This window comes from Pseudomonas sp. GW821-FHT04C07, from assembly GCF_059420325.1.
Window position 1 is genome coordinate 213,317 of sequence record NZ_JBWKTM010000001.1, and the last position, 19,731, is coordinate 233,047.

17 protein-coding genes are annotated in these 19,731 nt (G+C 60.0%); 9 read left to right on the forward strand and 8 right to left on the reverse strand.

From position 1 onward, the window contains the following. Positions 1 to 56: 56 nt before the first annotated feature. The 6 genes from AC07UI_RS00955 to pilG form a co-directional block, all read right to left on the reverse strand. Complete coding sequence (locus tag AC07UI_RS00955; RefSeq protein ID WP_494990694.1) at positions 57 to 512, reverse strand: chemotaxis protein CheW; 456 nt, start codon at positions 510 to 512, stop codon at positions 57 to 59. Continuing rightward, positions 505 to 6,462: an Hpt domain-containing protein gene (locus AC07UI_RS00960; protein WP_494990695.1), complete on the reverse strand. Its 5,958-nt coding sequence runs from the start codon at positions 6,460 to 6,462 to the stop codon at positions 505 to 507. Before AC07UI_RS00960 ends, AC07UI_RS00955 begins: the two co-directional genes overlap by 8 nt. Positions 6,463 to 6,499: 37 nt before the next feature. Then, complete coding sequence (locus AC07UI_RS00965; protein ID WP_494990696.1) at positions 6,500 to 8,560, reverse strand: methyl-accepting chemotaxis protein; 2,061 nt, start codon at positions 8,558 to 8,560, stop codon at positions 6,500 to 6,502. Between the two features lie 119 nt (positions 8,561 to 8,679). Further along, complete coding sequence (locus AC07UI_RS00970) at positions 8,680 to 9,219, reverse strand: chemotaxis protein CheW (protein ID WP_494990697.1); 540 nt, start codon at positions 9,217 to 9,219, stop codon at positions 8,680 to 8,682. Positions 9,220 to 9,229: 10 nt separating this feature from the next. Continuing rightward, complete coding sequence (gene pilH, locus AC07UI_RS00975; protein WP_494990698.1) at positions 9,230 to 9,607, reverse strand: twitching motility response regulator PilH; 378 nt, start codon at positions 9,605 to 9,607, stop codon at positions 9,230 to 9,232. Between the two features lie 43 nt (positions 9,608 to 9,650). Next, entirely contained in the window at positions 9,651 to 10,058 is a 408-nt protein-coding gene (pilG, locus tag AC07UI_RS00980; RefSeq protein ID WP_494990699.1) for a twitching motility response regulator PilG, read from the reverse strand. Positions 10,059 to 10,284: 226 nt separating this feature from the next. On the opposite strand from pilG, the gene gshB reads away from it, so the two are divergent. The 7 genes from gshB to AC07UI_RS01015 all read left to right on the forward strand — a co-directional run bounded on the left by gshB (position 10,285) and on the right by AC07UI_RS01015 (position 16,373). Continuing rightward, positions 10,285 to 11,238, forward strand: coding sequence for a glutathione synthase (gshB, locus tag AC07UI_RS00985; RefSeq protein WP_494990700.1), 954 nt, complete (start codon positions 10,285 to 10,287; stop codon positions 11,236 to 11,238). A 77-nt stretch (positions 11,239 to 11,315) separates the two neighbouring features. Beyond that, the gene (locus AC07UI_RS00990; protein ID WP_494990701.1) at positions 11,316 to 12,215 is read left to right on the forward strand and encodes an energy transducer TonB; all 900 of its coding nucleotides are present in this window, start codon (positions 11,316 to 11,318) and stop codon (positions 12,213 to 12,215) included. 236 nt (positions 12,216 to 12,451) lie between these two features. Beyond that, positions 12,452 to 13,021: a YqgE/AlgH family protein gene (locus AC07UI_RS00995; RefSeq protein ID WP_494991174.1), complete on the forward strand. Its 570-nt coding sequence runs from the start codon at positions 12,452 to 12,454 to the stop codon at positions 13,019 to 13,021. Continuing rightward, positions 13,021 to 13,461, forward strand: coding sequence for a Holliday junction resolvase RuvX (gene ruvX / locus AC07UI_RS01000; RefSeq protein ID WP_494990702.1), 441 nt, complete (start codon positions 13,021 to 13,023; stop codon positions 13,459 to 13,461). The genes AC07UI_RS00995 and ruvX overlap by 1 nt, the downstream gene beginning before the upstream one ends. Before the next feature lie 120 nt (positions 13,462 to 13,581). After that, the gene (gene pyrR / locus AC07UI_RS01005) at positions 13,582 to 14,088 is read left to right on the forward strand and encodes a bifunctional pyr operon transcriptional regulator/uracil phosphoribosyltransferase PyrR (RefSeq protein WP_494990703.1); all 507 of its coding nucleotides are present in this window, start codon (positions 13,582 to 13,584) and stop codon (positions 14,086 to 14,088) included. Between the two features lie 12 nt (positions 14,089 to 14,100). Continuing rightward, complete coding sequence (locus tag AC07UI_RS01010; RefSeq protein ID WP_494990704.1) at positions 14,101 to 15,105, forward strand: aspartate carbamoyltransferase catalytic subunit; 1,005 nt, start codon at positions 14,101 to 14,103, stop codon at positions 15,103 to 15,105. After that, positions 15,102 to 16,373 carry a dihydroorotase gene (locus tag AC07UI_RS01015; RefSeq protein WP_494990705.1) on the forward strand — a complete coding sequence of 424 codons (1,272 nt, stop codon included), beginning with the start codon at positions 15,102 to 15,104 and terminating at the stop codon, positions 16,371 to 16,373. Before AC07UI_RS01010 ends, AC07UI_RS01015 begins: the two co-directional genes overlap by 4 nt. 133 nt (positions 16,374 to 16,506) lie before the next feature. Here AC07UI_RS01015 and AC07UI_RS01020 read toward each other — a convergent pair whose 3' ends face one another. Further along, positions 16,507 to 16,926 (reverse strand): NINE protein, encoded by a 420-nt coding sequence (locus tag AC07UI_RS01020; RefSeq protein ID WP_494990706.1) that lies wholly within the window; start codon positions 16,924 to 16,926, stop codon positions 16,507 to 16,509. Between the two features lie 251 nt (positions 16,927 to 17,177). Here AC07UI_RS01020 and AC07UI_RS01025 point away from each other — a divergent pair, with 251 nt between their 5' ends. Next, positions 17,178 to 17,801 carry a C40 family peptidase gene (locus tag AC07UI_RS01025; protein ID WP_494990707.1) on the forward strand — a complete coding sequence of 208 codons (624 nt, stop codon included), beginning with the start codon at positions 17,178 to 17,180 and terminating at the stop codon, positions 17,799 to 17,801. Positions 17,802 to 17,952: 151 nt separating this feature from the next. Here the strand turns inward: AC07UI_RS01025 and AC07UI_RS01030 are convergent, their stop codons facing one another. Further along, complete coding sequence (locus AC07UI_RS01030; protein ID WP_494990708.1) at positions 17,953 to 18,987, reverse strand: type IV pilus twitching motility protein PilT; 1,035 nt, start codon at positions 18,985 to 18,987, stop codon at positions 17,953 to 17,955. Positions 18,988 to 19,043: 56 nt separating this feature from the next. Between AC07UI_RS01030 and AC07UI_RS01035 the strand changes: the two genes are divergently transcribed. Next, on the forward strand, positions 19,044 to 19,730 hold the full coding sequence (locus AC07UI_RS01035) for a YggS family pyridoxal phosphate-dependent enzyme (protein ID WP_494990709.1): 687 nt from the start codon (positions 19,044 to 19,046) through the stop codon (positions 19,728 to 19,730). The last annotated feature ends 1 nt before the right edge of the window (position 19,731 follow it).

Below are 19,731 nucleotides of genomic sequence, written 5' to 3' on the forward strand. Positions count from 1 at the left end.
CCTAAAAAGGGAACGATAGGTCCCTTTTTAGGACTTATCAAGTCACGATCGAATGATCAAACCAACCCTGCTCCCACCAGCAACTCTTCCAGCCCCAGCAAGTCCGGTACCTTGGCCACTTGCTCGGCGATCTGTACGGCGGCTTTTTCCAGTGGGCAGAGCGGCACATCGACGTAGCTCAATTGGCTGTCGAGTTTGCAGGAGCGTGGTATCCCCTGAACCAGCAAGGCAATGAATTTGAGTTGCGGGCGGCCGCCCAGGGCGTTGAGCACGACGATGCGTGCGCGGTCGCCGATCACGGTTTTGTTGCCGCAGGCTGACTCGAAGCTGAGCAGCGGGATTTGCCGGTCGCGCCAGGTCACCATGCCCAGGTACCAGGGCGGCGAGTCGAGGTCGAAGGTGCCGGGTTGGTAGTCGATCAGTTCGGCGATGGCGACGTTGGGCAGGATCAGATTGCGGTCGGCCAAGGGCAGCAGCAGCCCGGTGAGGTTGCTGGTGCGGTGCTCAAGCATGGCTTTTACTCCAGTGGGCGATGCTCTCCAGCAAAACCGATTCCTGATACGGCTTGCCGAGGTAGTCGTTGACACCGATGGCCATGGCGCGATCGCGGTGTTTCTGGCCGGTGCGGGAGGTGATCATGATGATCGGCAGGTGCTGCAAGCGCGGATCGCTGCGGACCTGCATCGCCACTTCGAAACCGTCCATGCGTGGCATTTCGATGTCCAGCAACATCAGGTCAGGGGTGTGCTCCTCCAACAGCGCCATGGCGTCGACACCGTCCTTGGCAGTCAGCACGTTCATACCGTGACGTTCGAGCAGGCGGCTGGTGACCTTGCGTACGGTGACCGAGTCATCGACCACCAGCACCAGCATTGGCCGCATCTGTTCGGCCTCGACCACAGGTAACTCGCCGCCGTTGGCAGTACGCAGTTGCGGCAAGCGTGTCTGCGTGGCGCGGATGTGTGTCAGCAGGTCAAGAATCAGCACCACCCGGCCATCGCCGAGGATGGTCGCGCCGGACAACCCCTGCACCGCGGCAAACTGCGGGCCGAGGCTTTTCACCACGATTTCCCGGGTGCCGGCCATGGCATCGACCTGCACCGCAATCCGTCGCTCATTGCAATGCACCAACAGCACCGGCAACGGCAGGCTCTGGCCGAGCAGCTTCGGTTTGACCGTGGTCTGTAGCAGTTCACCGAGGTAGCAGAGTTCATAGCGCTGGCCGGCGTACTCATAGAGCGGCGGGTCGAGTTGATAATAACTGTCCAGCTCGTTGGGCAGCACACGAACGATGCCTTCAATGGTGTTCAGCGGGATCGCGTATTGGTCATCGGCGCACTGCACCATCAGCGCGCGGTTGACCGACACGGTAAACGGCAGACGAATGCGAAAGTGCACACCCTGTCCCGGGATCGAGTCGATGCTCATGCTGCCGCCCAGTTGCCGGACTTCTTCGTGGACCACGTCCATACCGACGCCACGACCGGAGATCTGGGTGATTTTTTCGGCGGTGGAAAACCCCGGTTGCATGATGAACTGCAGCACTTCGCGGTCGCTGATGTCGAGATTCGGATCGAGCAGCCCGCGTTTGATCGCCTTGCGCCGCACCGCTTCGAGGGGCACTCCGGCGCCATCGTCGCGTATGTCGAAAATGATGTCGCCACCTTCGTGAGCCAGATCCAGAGTGATCCTGCCCTGCTCCGGCTTGCCGGCAGCACGGCGCACCTCGGCGGATTCCAGACCATGGTCGACGGCATTACGCAGCATGTGTTCCAGCGGCGCGACCATGCGCTCAAGCACGTTGCGGTCCATCTCGCCCTGGGCGTTGCCGACAATGAATTCGACGTCTTTGCCCAACTCACTGGCGACCTGCCGGACGATTCGCTTCAGGCGCGGCACCATGCGTTCAAACGGCACCATGCGCGTACGCATCAAACCTTCCTGCAATTCGGTGTTGATCCGCCCCTGCTGTTGCAACAGGTTTTCCGCGTCATGGTTGCAGCGGTCAAGCGTTTCCTTGAGGTCGAGCAGGTCGGACGCCGACTCGAACAGCGCCCTCGACAGCTGTTGCAACTGTGAGTGACGGTCCATTTCCAGCGGGTCGAATTCTTCGTAGCCCAGACGTTCGGCCTCGACTTGCTGACGGCTGAGAATCCGCCCCTGAGTTTCGGTGTCCAGACGACGCAACTGGTCGCGCATGCGCTCGATGGTGGTTTCCATCTCGCTCAGGGCTACCTGGGCATCGTTGACCTGCTGCTCGATGCGGCCACGGAAGATCGAGGTTTCCCCGGCCAGATTGACCAGATCATCCAGCAGCTCGGCTGATACCTTGACCATATCGCCGGCCGCGCCGGCTTCGGGCGAAATCACTGGCGACTCGGCTTTAGCCTGTGCTTGTGGCGCGGCCTCGGCGGTTAGAGTCTGCAACTGCGGATCGCCCGCTACAGGATGAGTGAAGCCTCTGATTGCCTCGATCAATGTCTCGGCCGACAGCACCTGTTGACCCGCCCGCGCGGCATCCAGCATTTGTGCAAGCTGGTCATGGCTGCTTTGCAACAGCGTGAACAATTGCGCCGTCGGTTGCAGCAAGCCAGCCGACAGACCTTCGTAAAGAAACTCCAGCTCATGGGCCAGATCGCCAATCGGTGCGATTTCGACCATCCGCGCGCCGCCCTTGAGGGTATGCAGGTCGCGCAGCAGGGTTTCCACTTCAAGACGGTTTTGCGGCTCGGCTTGCCAGCGCAACAACGCGGCACCGGAACTGTCGATGATATCGAAACCTTCTTCGAGGAAAATTTCCAGCAACTCGGGATCGTTGCTCGTCGAGTCTGGCGGGGACGCGACTTCGAGCACTTCAGCGCTCGGGACACTGCCCAGACGGAACTCGCGAATTGCCTCGATCAAGGCACTCGGATCGCTCAGCGGTTGTTGATGGTGCAGTTGCTCAAGCAACATGGCCAAGCGGTCATGGCTCTGCTGCAACAGCTGCGCTAATTCGCTGGAGTGGCTGTAGCGGCGATCGACCAAACCTTCGTAGAGACTTTCCAGCTCATGGGCCAGGTCACCGACCGGCCCGACTTCGGCCATCCGCGCACCGCCCTTGAGGGTGTGCAAGTCGCGCTGCAACGACAATAGCGGCGCGGCGTTATCGGGCTCATCCAGCCAACGCTGCAAGGCTTGCCCGGCGCTGTCGAGGATATCCACCGCCTCTTCGAGAAAGATCGAGACGATTTCGTCATCCAGATCCAGGGCAACCGGCGCCTTCTCCAGCTCAGTGGTGGCGGCGCTCAGTTCGGTAATGCTCAACGAGCGACTGCCATCGCTCCTGATCAGGCCCATGGCTGACGGGTCGAGGCTTTGATCGAGCAAATCGCGCAGGGCTTTCACTCGCGCAGGCTGCGGGCTGACTTCCTGGCCGGCAGCCAGTTGATCAAGCATGCTGATCAACGCTTCGTGGGCACTGTCGGCCTCATGGAAAAACCGTTCGCTGACTGCAAGGCTGCTCTCTTCCACCGCGCCATACAGGTCGAGCAAGGCTTCGCACAGCTCATCGACCGGATGCAGGTCAGCCAGATGCGCGCCTTCACCCAAAGTGGTCAGTTCATCCAGCAAGGCACTGAGTTCCTGACGCTCACCCGGATGTTGCTGCCAACGGCGCAACAGGTTTTCAGCATCCAGCAGGATGTCCATGCCCTGGGCGAGAAAGTTGCTGACCAGTTGCGGATCACGCTTGATCCGAAGGCCCGTGTTCGGAGAGTTGAGGAGCGCTTGCAGGCGTTCGGCGAGTAGCGTCTGGGTACGTTCGATCAATGATTTCGCACCATTGATGTCAGCCAGCGGGTCGGTTTTCAGTTGCGTCAAACCCCGGCGCAACAACCCTTCGGCTTCGAGCAACAGTTCGACCTCATCCAGGTCCAGCGCAACCAGGTGCGCCTTGTATTCACGGGCCAGTTGATCAAGCGGTGTCGCCAGCTCGGCAATCGGCAACACGCCGGCCATGTACGCGCTGCCTTTGAGGGTGTGCAGCGCGCGTTGCAATTCATCGCTGGCCTGTAACGGCATGTGTTCGGCGGCTTGATCGAGAAAGCGGTTGAGGCTGTCGAGATGGGTTTCAGCTTCGTTGCGGAAAATCTCCAGCAACTGCGGATCGAGTGCTTCCAGTTCTTTCGCAACGGCGTCCGGGGCCTGTTCATCGCCCTTGCTCAGCGCATGGGCACGGAAGGCCAACTGGTCAACATCATCACGCTGGCGCTGGGCATTGGCGGCAAACTCGCCGACCAGTTCGGGCAACAGTTGCAAGACCTCGCCCAGCAGTTGCTGCACCTGCGACCCTGGCTCGACGCTGTGTTCCAGGACCCGGTTGAGCAGGTTTTCCACCGACCAGGCCAGCTCGCCCAACACCAGTGCCCGGACCATTCGCCCGCTGCCTTTCAACGTGTGGAAGGCACGGCGCAGTTCGCTCAACGCGGCTTTGTTGTCGGGGTCAGCCGACCATCGTGGCAAATATTCGTGCAATACCTCGAGGACTTCGTCGGTCTCTTCGAGAAAGACTTCGCGCAACTCGTCGTCCACCGGCGCCTCACCGACGGGCGGTGGCAGCAAGCTGCCCGGCGTATGCAGGGCTGGCGGGTTGAGGACGGAAACCGGGCTGGCCAGTACGTCGGCCAGGGACTGCACGACTTCAGGGCTGTCCAGCGTTTGCAGATCGTTCATCACCAAGGCTTCAGGCGCGGTGAGCACATCATTGAGCAGCGGCACTTGCAGCTGGGCCGGGAAATAACCCAACGCGGCCAGGCTCTCCTCGGCGACGTCCAGCACCTGTTCGCCAGGCGCCTGAGGGTCTTCACTCAAGCGCTCCAGGTAATACTCGACGCTGGTGATGACGTCGGCCAGATTGTCGAGTTGCTGCCAACCGGGCTTAATCCGATCGACCAACAAATGCTCACGGATGAAGCCGTTACAGGCTTCCAGCAGACTCGCCGCGCGACTCAGCGGAATCATCGCCAGGGCACCGCGTACCTGGGTCACCAACGCCGGCAACGGTTGCAGCCGCCGACGATCCCAACCGGCGTCGATGAAGTCGACAATCATGTCCTTGGCTTGCTGCAAACAGATCCGCGCTTCCTTGATCACCAACTGGTGAATCTGGGTCAGGTCGGTGGTCGGCAGCCGGCTTTCTTCGCGACTCTCAGGCTCCACCGTACCGACCATTCCGGCCAGGGTTGCCTCGACGTACAGCAAGGCCCCGGCCACATCCATGAGAATCGCATCATTGGGTTGGCGCTGCCCTTGGGCCAGACTCAGGACTACCGCCAGTTGATCAATGATCACCTTGCGCGGCTGGCCGAAACCGAGCACCGCCAGGGTGTCGGCAATTTGCCGCAACGGCGCGAGCAGGTTGTCCAGGTCGGAGGCATGCTGGCGATCGCTGCGCACGAACAGGTCCAGGCGCTCCTTGACCCGCACCAACTCTTCGCACAACGCGGCCAGTACCGAACGCATGGCATCCCGGTCCGGGCCTGCCAGACGTGCGCGCTCTGCATCGACCACGGCACTGTCAGGCAGCGCGTCATCAAGTCCGTAACTTTCTTTCATGGTCTGCATCTGCCCGGTGGGGTGTTCGGCTTTAGCAATATAGAACAACAGGCTTTTAAGCAGCTCTTGCGGGGCAGGCTGATTGATTCCGGCCATCCCTTGTTCGAGCAAGCGCTTGAGTTCCCTGTCGGCGTCTCTGAGCAAACTGCGCAGTGCCGGGCTGTTGGCGATGCTGCCAGCGAGCATGCCCTCCACCAGCGCCGAAGCGACCTGCCACAACGGACTCAGGGGCGCGTTCCGGCAAAGCTCTTCAAGGCGGGCGAAGACCTTGGCCAGATGAACCAGGTGGGTTTGATCATCCTGTTCGCGCAGCAGCCCGGTAACCGCCACATGCAGCATTTGCCGCAACGTGCGCAGCACACTTGGCAGATCCGCCGGCTCGAGCAGCGCCAGGGTTTCTTCGTCCAGCGCTGGCAAGTCCAGTAACTGCGGGCTGAACAGACTGGTTTCCGACAACAGGCTTTCGCCGCGGGCGCTGCGCAGATCATTGAGCAATGGCAACACCACCAGCGGCAAATCGCGGCGGACGCTGTGAACGCGGTCGAGGTAGATGGGCAGTTGACCAAGCGACTGCTGCAACAGCCGGATGGCTTCATCGCGATGGCTGACGCGGTTCTGCTGTAGAGCCAGCGCCAGTTTTTCCATTTCTTCGGCAAGCAAGGCCGCGCCGTAAAACTCGACCAGCTGCAGACTGCCATGAACCTGATGAATGCACGCCAGGCACTGGTTGAACGCGGACGCCACCTGCGGGTCGTCGACCAGGGTGTCGAGGGCCATGCTGTCCAGGGCAAGAAAGGCCTGCTTCAGCGTTTCGGCAATCTCGCCCTTGACCCATTCGAGGGCCACATAGTCGTGCCGATCAACCATAACCACTCCAGTCAATTTCATACCCGGCATGCACTGATCAAGCGTTATCCGCGTCCCGCTCCATGGCGGCTGGCAAGGTGAAGCCGGACACCGAGCGCCGTAGTTGGCTGGCCATTTTCGCCAGGTTACCGATGCTCTCGGCGGTGGCGGTCGAGCCGGACGACGTTTGCGTGGTGATCTGCTGGATCACGTTCATCGTCAAGGAAATCTGCCCCGCCGAGGACGTCTGCTGCTGCGCCGCATTGGAGATGCTCTGGATCAAAGCCGCGAGGGTTTTCGACACGCCTTCGATTTCTTCCAGAGCAACCCCTGCATCTTGAGCCAGTCGGGCGCCACGCACCACTTCGGTGGTGGTCTGCTCCATGGAAATGACCGCTTCGTTGGTGTCAGTCTGGATTGCCCGCACCAGGTTTTCGATCTGCCGGGTCGCTGCCGACGAGCGCTCGGCCAGCCGCTGCACTTCATCGGCCACCACGGCAAAGCCACGCCCGGCGTCACCGGCCATGGAGGCCTGAATAGCCGCGTTGAGCGCCAGAATATTGGTTTGATCGGCAATGTCGTCGATCAGGCTGACAATGTCGCCAATTTCCTGAGAAGACTCGCCCAGACGCTTGATGCGTTTTGCGGTGTCCTGAATCTGCTCGCGAATGTTGTCCATACCGTGGATGGTATTGTGCACCACCTCGTTGCCTTTGTTGGCGATCTCCACCGAACGCTCGGCCACTGCCGAGGATTCCGCCGCGTTGGCCGACACCTGGTCAATGGACTGGGCCATTTCATTAATAGCCGTCGATGCCTCGGAGATCTGCTGCGCCTGATGCTCGGAAGCTTGCGCCAGGTGCATCGCCGTCGCCTGGGTTTCCTGTACCGCGGCGGCGACCTGGCCGGCAGTGAGGTTGATGGTTGCCACCAGATCGCGCAGCTGATCGACCGAGTAGTTGATCGAATCGGCGATGGTGCCGGTAAAGTCCTCGGTCACCGAAGCGGTCACCGTCAGGTCGCCATCGGCCAGGTCTTCGATTTCGTCCAGCAGACGCATGATCGCGTTCTGATTGCGTTCATTCTTCTCGGCCGTCTCGCGCAACTGGCGATTGGTTTCCCGAACCATCACCAGACCGATCAGGATGATCGAGGTCAGCGCCAGCAAGCCCAGAACGTAACCGCCGATAGAATGGGTCGAGCGCCCACCTGCCAGGTTCTCGAAGCCGGTGGCCAGCAGCGAGGCTTCATCGAGCAGGGTCTGCGACAGACTGAAAATGTTGCTGGCCGACTCACGAACCTTGAACAGCTCGGGCGAGGTTTCAAGGATTTCATCCACTGAACCCGAGACGAACTGGAACAGCTCGGCGATCTCGGTCAGACGTGCGCGAGCATCGAGGTCCTCGACCTGACTGATTTTCAGCGCTGGATTGCCCTGGAGCATACCGTTGAGCACCTGGCCAAAGCGCGTCGCATCACGACCAAAGGCATCGGCGGCCTGCACCGCGGTATCGTCACCGGCAAGCACGGTGTTCACCGCACCGAGAATGCGTTCGGCCAACAGCGACTGACGCTGGGCCATGGCCACCTGACTGGCAGGAGCCCCGCGCTGCAGCAGGATCTCCACGACTTTTTCGTACTCGACCTGCAATTGCGGCACGGTCTCGGCCAGCGTCGCCGCGACCTGGTGCAAGGACAGCACGGTTTGTTCGCTGGAAAGAATCGCATCGGTGTTCTTTAGCAAGCGTTCCCAATCCAGCTGCACCGCACGCATTTCCGGGCGCACGTCCGGCGGCGCCCCCGGCAGACCGGTGCTCGGGTCGCCTTTTTTCAGATAACCCCAGCGTTGCGCAAAATCATTGCGCGCATCGCTCAGCAGCTTGAATGCGGCCGCCTTGCCAGCCGCCGCCTCGGTGGCGTTCTTGGCGATACGCTGGGACAGCACCCGCAATTCACCGGCATGGCCGATGTACTGCTTGTCGTAGTTGGACTGAGTGTTGAGGTAAGCGAAGTTGGCGAACAGCAGCATGATGAACACGATCAGGGCGATGAACAGCACGATGATCTGCGAACGGCTGCGTGACCCTTCCATTGATTTGCCTGTATTTGCTTTTATCATCGGTCCTCGCCTAAATACCTGAATTCCTACCTTCTGTAGGAGCGAGGCTTGCCCGCGAAATGGGCAGCGCGGTTTTACAGGTTCACCGCGTTATCGTTCATCGCGGGCAAGCCTCGCTCCTACAGCGCTACATCCATGAAGCCCGGCGACTGTGCCAGGGCGAACGGGCTGAAGACCTGCCAGAGTTGCTCGCGCTGGAACTGCCCCTTCACGTACGGTGCAATCGCGACTTCCAGAGGGTACGACGAAACCGACTCTAGACTGTCGTGCGCAAAGTGCTGCATGCCGAACACCTCATCCACCATCAAGCCGGCAAACACATCATTGTGCTCGACCACCAGCACTCGCCGCTGTTTACGCAACGCCGACAGCTCGTGTCCGAAGAAACCGCACAAATCCATGATTGGCAACAGCCGTCCGCGCAGATTGGCGACACCTTTGACCCAGGGTTTTACCCCGGGTAGCACGGTATAACGCGGCTCATGCAGGACCTCGCTGACTTCACCCATGGGCGCGACGTACCAGCATTCGCCGATACGAAAGCCAATCCCGCTCCAGCTCTGCTGGCGGGTTTCCTGGGACGGCAAATCCGCCGCCAGCAGGCGACAGCGCTGGTCGATCTCCAGCAATAGCTCAAAAGCAGTTTGCGAGTCGGTCATACGACCGCCGTCAGCCGGCCGACTTGTTATCAAGAACCGCGTTCAAGGTCTTGATCAGGGTTTCTTCATCCACAGGTTTGGTCAGGTAGTCCTTGGCGCCCTGGCGGGTACCCCAGACTTTGTCGGTTTCCTGATCCTTGGTGGTGATGATGATCACCGGAATGTGGCTGGTTTCAGCGTCCTTGGTCAGCTGGCGGGTCGCCTGAAAACCGTTGAGGCCCGGCATGACGATGTCCATCAGGACGGCGTCGGGCTTTTCCTGGCGGGCCAGGGCCACACCGTCGGCGCCGTTTTCAGCCTTTAACACTTCATGGCCGTGCTTTTCCAACATACCAGTCAGTTTGTACATTTCGGTCGGCGAGTCATCGACGATCAGAATACGTGCCATGGTCTTCCCCATTGGTATAGGCGTACGGCCCGCTGGCCGCACGTCAATGTGCTTGTTCTACTGCAGCGAAACCCGGCACATGGGCCTTGATCGCGCTCAGCAGTTCTTCCTTGCTGAAGGGCTTGGTCAAAAACTGGTCAGAGCCGACGATCCGACCCTTGGCCTTGTCGAACAGACCGTCCTTGGAGGACAGCATAATCACTGGTGTGGACTTGAACGCGCTGTTGTTCTTGATCAGGGCGCAGGTTTGATAACCATCCAGACGCGGCATCATGATGTCGACGAAGATGATTCCGGGATGATTATCGGCAATCTTGGCCAGCGCATCGAAACCATCGATCGCCGTGATCACTTCGCAACCCACGTTCTTCAATAATGTTTCGGCAGTACGGCGAATCGTCTTCGAATCGTCGATCACCATGACCTTCAAGGCGCTGGAATGCTGTTCCATATCTGCTCTACCATCGCCACAGCGAATCGATTTTGTCCGTGTACCGGTTACCAGCACTTGAAACCCTTGATGTTCAAGGGCTCGGGAGCCTTTTTAGCACAGTCGCAAGCTTCAATCTATCGGCCGACCAGCGAGGTGTTTTTTCCTTGACCGGGAACAAGCCGAGCGCCACTCTGACGCCACTTTTTCAAGCCATATCGGCCTTGCCGAATCGAGGATATTGCCCATGAGCGTTCGCGTCGGGATTGTCATGGACCCCATTGCCAGCATCTCCTATAAAAAGGATAGCTCGCTGGCCATGCTGCTTGCCGCCCAGGAGCGCGGCTGGTCGCTGTTCTATATGGAGCAGCGCGACCTCTACCAGAATGCCGGTGAGGCGCGGGCGCGGATGCGTCCCCTGAAAGTTTTTGCCAACCCGGAAAAATGGTTCGAACTGGAAGCCGAAACCGACAACGCCCTGAGCGATCTGGACGTGATCCTGATGCGCAAGGATCCGCCGTTCGACATGGAGTTCGTCTACTCCACCTACCTGCTGGAACAAGCCGAACGCGCCGGTGTGTTAGTGGTGAACAAGCCGCAAAGCCTGCGCGACTGTAATGAAAAGCTGTTCGCCACACTGTTCCCGCAGTGCACGCCGCCGACCGTGGTCAGCCGTCGCCCGGATATCTTGCGCGAGTTCGCCGACCACCACGGTGACGTGATTCTCAAACCGCTGGACGGCATGGGCGGCGCATCGATCTTCCGTCACACCGCCGGCCACCCGAACCTCTCGGTCATTCTGGAAACCCTGACCCTGCACGGCAAGCAGCAAATCATGGCTCAGGGCTATTTGCCGGCGATCAAGGACGGCGACAAACGCATTCTGATGATCGATGGCGAGCCGGTACCGTATTGCCTGGCGCGAATCCCGGCAGCCGGCGAAACCCGCGGCAACCTCGCGGCCGGTGGTCGTGGCGAAGCGCGACCGCTGACGGAGAAGGATCGCTGGATCGCCGCTCAGGTTGGTCCGACCCTGCGTGAAAAAGGCCTGCTGTTCGTCGGCCTCGACGTGATTGGCGAGCACCTGACGGAAATCAACGTCACCAGCCCGACCTGTATCCGTGAGATCGACAACGCCTATGGCACGAAAATCGGCGAAATGCTGATGGATGCCATCGATCTGAAGCTTAAAGCCCGTTGATATAGAACACACAAGCACAAACCAACATTGCGTTATCATGCGCCGCCTGTGAAACGCGCGATGTTGGTTTTCTTGACATGACACTCCCCGCCGATCTACCCCCCGAACTCTCCAACAGCGGCGTGCGTGCGGCCGATCGCCTCGGCTTTACCCTGTTTCTCGCGGCGCTGATTCATCTGGCGCTGATCCTGGGCCTGGGGTTTACCTTTGCCGAACCCAGGCAGATCAGCAAAACCCTGGAAATCACTCTCGCCACCTTCAAAAGCGAAACCAAGCCGAAGAAGGCTGATTTCCTCGCCCAGGACAACCAGCAAGGCAGCGGCACCCTGGACAAAAAAGCAATCCCGAAAACCACCGAAGTTGCGCCATTCCAGGACAACACGGTGAAAAAGGTCACGCCACCGCCCTCAGTGAAAGCCGAGGTCCTGGAGGCCGCGCCGAAAGCTGCGGTCGCCACCATTACGCCGAAACCGAAGAAGACCACCACCACGCGTGAAGAGCTCAAGACCGAGCCCAAACCCAAGGCCGCCACACCGAGTTTCGACAGCTCACAACTCTCCAGCGAAATCTCCAGCCTGGAAGCCGAACTTGCCAATGAACAGCAGTTGTATGCCAAGCGCCCGCGCATCCACCGCCTGAGCGCCGCTTCGACCATGCACGACAAAGGTGCCTGGTATAAGGACGAATGGCGCAAGAAGGTCGAACGCATCGGCAACCTGAACTATCCCGACGAGGCCCGGCGCAAGCAGATCTACGGTAATTTGCGACTGATGGTCTCGATCAACCGCGACGGTTCACTGTATGAAGTGCTGGTGCTTGAGTCCTCAGGTCAGCCGCTGCTGGATCAGGCAGCACAGCGAATCGTCCGCCTGGCTGCGCCTTTTGCACCGTTCAGCGGCGACCTGTCGGATATCGACCGACTGGAAATCATCCGTACCTGGAAGTTTGCCCGTGGGGACAAGTTGTCGAGTAACTAGGTAAACGCAGGCTCTTTGTAGCAGCTGGCGAAGCCTGCGTTCGGCTCGGTCCGCGTTCGGGCGCAGCAGTCGTAAATGGCCAAACCGCGTTTTCCCAGAAGGATCGCGATCACAGGTTTTGCGAGGACTGCGTCCTCGAACGCAGGCTTCGCCAGCTGCTACGGGGGAGTACCGCTCACCATTTCCTGTGCATCACCAGCTTGTCAGCTCGCCCCGCCAACGCCACACTAGCGCACATGAAGAACGTCAGCCCCAGCTACCTCAAGCATCACTTCCTGATCGCCATGCCGCATATGGCCGACCCGAACTTTGCGCATTCCTTGATCTACATCGTCGAGCACACTGCCAATGGTGCCATGGGGTTGGTGATCAATCGCCCACAGGACCTGAGCCTGGCGGACATCCTCGAACAGCTGCGCCCCGACATCGAGCCTGCGCCGCTCTGCCAGCACGTGCCGATCTTTACCGGTGGCCCGGTGCAGACCGACCGCGGGTTTGTCTTGCACCCCAGCGGTTCGACCTACCAGGCAACGGTGGAGCTCAACGGCCTGGCGCTGTCGACTTCCCAGGATGTGCTGTTCGCCATCGCCGATGGCGTTGGCCCGCCAAAAAGCCTGATCGCCCTCGGCTACTCCGGCTGGGACGCCGGGCAACTGGAGGCCGAACTGGCCGAAAACGCCTGGCTGACCTGTCCGTTCGACGCTGACATTCTGTTCAACACCAGCAGCGAACTGCGCCTGGAAGCAGCTGCCAAGCGATTGGGCATCAACCTGAACCTGTTGACCAGCCAGGCGGGGCACGCCTGATGGCCGCATTGCGTTTGCTGCTGGGTTTCGACTTCGGGACCAAACAGATCGGCGTCGCCGTCGGCCAGGTGATTACCGGCCAGGCCCGTGAACTCTGCACCCTGAAGGCGCAGAACGGCATTCCCGACTGGAATCAGGTCGAAGCACTGATCAAAGAGTGGAAACCCGACGCCGTGGTGGTTGGCCTGCCGCTGAACATGGATGGCACGCCCAGCGACATGTGCGCGCGTGCCGAGAAATTCGCCAGGCGCTTGAATGGCCGCTACAACCTGCCCTTCTATACCCATGATGAACGCCTGACCACCTTCGAGGCCAAGGGCGAACGCCTGGCCCGCGGCGGCCAGCGTGGCAGCTATCGCGACAACCCGGTCGACGCCATCGCCGCAGCCCTGCTGCTGCAAGGCTGGCTCGACGAAAATGCAGCGCTGTTCGAATCCTGAAAAGTCGAATCCTGAAGACGTGTGGCTGTCATCAGCGACGCGCCTCCTGGCCGCAAACCAAGCAGTTACAACCCGAGCCTCATTGTGCAGAACCCGGCTCGGGCCCATGAAGGAGCAACCATGAGCCTGCCCAACCCCACCGAACTGATCAGCCAGATGGCGATCGATCTCAAGGTCCACCTGGCCCAACGCGCCATCAGCGAGCCGCGCTACATCGGCATTCGCACTGGCGGCGTCTGGGTTGCCCAGGCCTTGCTGGAAGCCCTGGGCAGCAATTCGCCACTGGGCACGCTGGATGTCTCTTTCTACCGCGACGACTTCAGCCAGAATGGCCTGCACCCACAAGTGCGCCCATCCGAGCTGCCATTCGAGATCGAAGGCCAGCATCTGGTGCTGATCGACGATGTGCTGATGAGCGGACGGACCATCCGCGCGGCGCTCAACGAGCTTTTCGATTACGGCCGCCCTGCCAGCGTCACGCTGGTCTGCCTGCTGGATCTGAACGCCGCCGAGCTGCCGATCCGACCGAATGTGGTCGGCGCCACGCTGTCACTTGCCGCAAACGAAAGGGTAAAGCTGTCCGGCCCTGCGCCGTTCCAACTCGAACTTCAAGACCTCGCCCTTTAAGAGTCCATTGCGATGACGCCTCTCAATACCAAGCGCCCGCTGCAGCTCAATGATCAGGGCCAGCTGCGCCACTTCCTCTCGCTCGACGGTTTGCGCCGCGAGTTGCTGACCGAAATCCTCGACACCGCTGACTCCTTCCTTGAAGTCGGCGCCCGGGCGGTCAAAAAAGTCCCGTTGCTGCGCGGCAAAACCGTGTGCAACGTGTTCTTCGAGAACTCCACCCGCACCCGTACCACCTTCGAACTGGCCGCCCAGCGGCTGTCGGCGGACGTCATCACGCTGAACGTGTCGACCTCCTCCGCGAGCAAAGGCGAAACCCTGCTCGACACCCTGCGCAACCTTGAAGCCATGGCTGCCGATATGTTCGTAGTGCGCCACGGCGATTCCGGTGCAGCACACTTCATCGCCGAACACGTATGCCCGCAGGTGGCGATTATCAACGGTGGCGACGGCCGTCACGCGCACCCGACCCAGGGCATGCTCGACATGCTGACCATCCGTCGGCACAAGGGTGGTTTTGAAAACCTCTCGGTGGCCATCGTCGGCGACATCCTGCACTCGCGGGTCGCGCGCTCGAACATGCTCGCGCTGAAGACCCTCGGATGCCCGGATATCCGCGTGATCGCGCCGAAAACATTGCTGCCAATCGGTATCGAGCAGTACGGCGTGAAGGTCTATACCGACATGACCGAAGGTCTGAAAGACGTCGACGTGGTGATCATGCTGCGCCTGCAGCGCGAGCGCATGACCGGCGGCTTGCTGCCGAGCGAAGGCGAGTTCTACCGTTTGTTCGGCCTGACCACCGCGCGTCTGGCCGGCGCCAAACCGGATGCCATCGTCATGCACCCAGGGCCGATCAACCGTGGGGTGGAGATTGAATCGGCGGTAGCCGACGGTCCGCACTCGGTGATCCTCAACCAGGTGACCTATGGCATCGCAATACGTATGGCCGTGCTGTCCATGGCCATGAGCGGGCAAACTGCCCAGCGTCAATTCCAGCAGGAGAACGCCCAGTGAAGCTCAGCATCCTCGGCGCCCGCGTCATCGATCCAGACAGCGGTCTGGATCAAGTTACCGATATCCACGTCGAAGCCTGCAAGATCGTCGCCCTTGGCGCTGCTCCGGCCGGTTTCGTTGCCGTCGACACCATCGACGCCAAAGGCCTTGTGGCCGCACCCGGCCTCGTCGACCTGAATGTCGCCCTGCGCGAGCCGGGTTACAGCCGCAAAGGCACGATTGCCAGCGAAACCCGCGCTGCCGCGGCCGGTGGCGTCACTAGCCTGTGCTGCCCGCCCCGGACCAAACCGGTACTCGATACCTCGGCAGTCGCCGAACTGATCCTGGACCGCGCTCGCGAAGCCGGCAACTGCAAGGTTTTCCCGATCGGCGCATTGAGCAAAGGCCTGGAAGGCGAGCAGCTGGCAGAGCTGATCGCCCTGCGCGATGCCGGCTGCGTCGCGTTTGGCAACGGCCTGGACAGTTTCCGCAACACCCGCACCCTGTGTCGGGCGCTGGAATACGCAGCGACTTTCGATTTGACGGTGATTTTCCACTCTCAGGATCATTATTTGGCAGAGGGCGGCCTGGCCCACGAGGGCCCGACCGCCAGCTTCCTGGGTTTGCCGGGGATTCCGGAAACCGCCGAAACCGTGGCTCTGGCCCGGGATCTGCTGTTGGTCGAGCAAAGCGGCGTGCGCGCGCACTTCAGCCAGCTGACCAGCGCACGTGGCGTGGCCCTGATCGCGCAGGCCCAGGCTCGCGGGTTGCCGGTGACTGCCGATGTGGCACTGTATCAATTGATTCTGACGGACGAAGCGCTGATCGATTTCAACAGCCTGTATCACGTGCAACCACCGCTGCGCACCCGCGCCGACCGCGATGGCCTGCGCGCGGCGGTGAAATCTGGCGTGGTTCAGGCCATTTCCAGCCATCACCAGCCCCATGAACTGGACGCCAAACTGGCGCCGTTCGGTGCTACCGAACCGGGCATCAGCAGTGTCGAATTGCTGCTGCCATTGGCCATGACCCTGGTTGAAGATGGTTTGCTGGATCTGCCAACGCTATTGGCGCGCCTGAGTGCCGGACCGGCCAACGCACTGCGCCTGCCAGCTGGCAAGCTTGCGGCAGGCGCGCCTGCCGACCTGGTGCTGTTCGATCCGGCCGCGTCGACGGTTGCCGGTGAGGCCTGGCTGTCCAAAGGCGAAAACTGCCCGTTCCTCGGCCATAGCCTGCCGGCGGCCGTGCGTTACACGCTGGTGGACGGGCGGATCAGCTACAGCAGTTGATGATCGTTCCCACGCTCCCGCGTGGGAACGCCTCACCGAACGCTCTGCGTCCGCTTCGTGACGCGGAGCGTCACGGGCTGCATTCCCACGCAGAGCGTGGGAACGATCATCGCGCGAGCGTGGGAACAATCATTTAACGACGCTGTGCATTCCTGATGGAAATCTGGTCATTCAACGTCCAGAAGTCATACAGCACACCAATCAGGAACAACCCTCCGGTCAGCAGGTAAATAATCCCGCTGATCCATTTTCCCTGATACATGCGATGCAAACCGAACACACCGAGGAACGCCAGCAGGATCCAGGCGACGTTGTACTCGATCGGGCCTGCGGTAAATCGCAGGTCGGCTTCGCGATCCATGCCTGGAATCAGAAACAAATCGATCAGCCAGCCAATCCCGAGCAAACCGAAGGTGAAAAACCAGAGAGTCCCGGTCACCGGCTTGCCGTAATAGAAGCGATGCGCTCCGGTAAAGCCGAAAATCCAGAGCAGGTAACCGATCACCTTACTGTGGGTGTCCTGCGGCGAAACATCCTGACGATAGGTGCTCATGGGTTCCCTCTTTCGACGTGATAGATAAATTTTTTTAGTAGCTCTGTGACTTTTTTGTGTCGAGCCGACGTGTGGCTCATCGACCTTGCAGTCGGCGCAAAGCCTTGTAGCGCCTGACTTGTGTCGGACAGTTGCGCCAATTTACCGCATATTTGCCGAACTTGACCCCCAGGTTGAATCGACCAGCGGCCTTAAAAAGGCCCAAAAAGCTGTTATAAAGTTGCGCGCTTACCTACATAGAGCCTTGCCTTATGCGTCCATTTTTCAAGACATGGCTAACCATTTGCCTATTAATGCCACTGGCCGCCCACGCCACCAATCGTGAGCAACGTCTTCCAAACGTTAATGGTCACACACCGAAATCCCACGTTTCACTAGCCACCACTAAACACAAACATTCTGTAAAACACCCGATTCATCTGAGCAAGGCCGACACCACTCAGGTCCCGCCAATGGCGACCAAGCAAAGCAGCAACGTGTTGAGCCGTGCCGTGAACGTGTTGGGTACTCCTTATCGTTGGGGCGGTAGCAGCCCAAGTAAAGGTTTCGATTGCAGCGGCCTGGTGAAATACGCGTTCACCGATGTCGACGAGGCCGATCTGCCACGCACCTCGAATGCCATGGCCAGCGGTCACGGACAGAAAGTCGACCGTAAGGACCTCAAGCCAGGCGATCTGATCTTCTTCAACATCAAAAGCCACAAGGTCAACCACGTGGCCATCTACCTGGGCAATGACCGCTTCATCCATGCGCCGCGCCGCGGCAAGTCGGTGACCATCGATACACTGAAAAAGCCGTACTGGGAAAGCCACTACGTCGTCGCCAAGCGGGTACTGCCGAAAGACCCGAACGCCATGCGTATTGTTCAGCGTTGATTTGAAGCCTTCGAGTTTAGATCGTTCCCACGCTCCAGCGTGGGGATGCAGCCAGTGACGCTCTGCGTCACATTCAAAAAGCGGACGCAGAGCGTCCAGTGAGGCATTCCCACGCGCAGCGTGGGAACGATCAAGGCCCTCATTTCCCACTTCAAAAACCATCCGGCGACCTGGCCTTCTCACGGGCGTGCTCGCGGCTGATCAAGCCCTTGGCCACAAGGTCCTTGAGACACATATCCAGGGTTTGCATCCCCACCGAGCTACCGGTCTGCATTGACGAGTACATCTGCGCAACCTTGTCTTCACGGATCAAATTACGAATTGCCGGGGTGCCGATCATGATTTCGTGGGCCGCAACCCTGCCACCACCAATCTTTTTGATCAGACTCTGAGAAATTACCGCCTGCAACGACTCGGAAAGCATCGACCGAACCATCGATTTCTCCTGTGCTGGAAACACGTCCACCACCCGATCGATGGTTTTCGCCGCAGAAGTGGTGTGCAGCGTTCCGAACACCAGGTGCCCGGTCTCTGCAGCCGTCAGCGCCAGACGGATAGTCTCCAGGTCGCGCATCTCGCCCACAAGAATCACGTCCGGGTCTTCACGCAGGGCCGAACGCAGCGCGGTGGAAAAACTTCGGGTATCGCGGTGCACTTCACGCTGGTTGATCAGGCACTTCTTCGACTCGTGGACGAACTCGATAGGGTCTTCGATGGTGAGGATGTGGTGATGTCGATGGTTATTCAGGTAATCGATCATCGCCGCCAGGGTAGTCGACTTGCCCGAGCCGGTCGGCCCGGTGACCAGCACCAGCCCGCGGGGCACATCGGTAATCTTGCGAAACACTTCATCCATACCAAGATCGTCCAGGCTCAGGACTTTCGATGGAATAGTCCGCAACACCGCGCCGATGCCCCGATTCTGGTTGAACGCGTTGACCCGAAAGCGCGCCACACCAGGCACCTCGAAAGAGAAGTCGAGTTCCAGCAGTTCCTCGAAATCCGCCCGTTGCTTGTCGTTCATGATGTCGTAAATCAGCTCATGAACCTGCTTGTGGTCCAACGCTGGCAAATTAATCCGCCGCACATCACCATCAAGCCGGATCATCGGTGGCAAGCCAGCGGAAAGGTGCAAGTCGGACGCCCCCTGCCTGACGCTGAAGGCCAGCAGCTCAGTGATATCCATAGCGCTCCCCAATTCCAGTAGAATGCCGCAAACCTCAAACCCCTGGCGCACATTGAATGTCCACGATAGCAGACAACATCGCTCAGGTTGATGCACGGATCCGCGCCGCGGCACTTGCCGCGCAACGTGACGAAAACAGCGTCCGCCTGCTGGCTGTGAGCAAGACCAAACCCGCCGAGGCGCTACGCGAGGCTTACGCCGCCGGGATCCGCGACTTCGGTGAGAACTATCTGCAGGAAGCCTTGGGCAAACAGCTCGAATTGGCTGATCTGCCCTTGAGTTGGCACTTCATCGGCCCCATTCAATCGAACAAGACTCGCGCTATCGCCGAGAACTTCGCTTGGGTGCACTCCGTGGATCGTTTGAAAATCGCACAACGCCTGTCCGAACAACGTCCTGCCGAACTACCGCCGCTGAACATCTGTATTCAGGTCAATGTCAGCGGTGAAGCCAGCAAGTCCGGTTGCACCCCGGCCGACTTGCCTGCCCTGGCCAGCGCCATCAGTGCCTTGCCGCGCTTGAAACTGCGCGGGTTGATGGCCATTCCCGAGCCGACTGAAGATCGTGCCGCCCAGGACGCCGCCTTTGCGGCGGTGCAAACCTTGCAATCCAGCCTGAATTTGCCACTCGACACGCTTTCCATGGGCATGAGCCACGATCTGGAATCGGCCATCGCCCAAGGCGCCACCTGGGTACGGATCGGTACCGCACTGTTTGGCGCCCGCGATTACGGCCAGCCCTGAA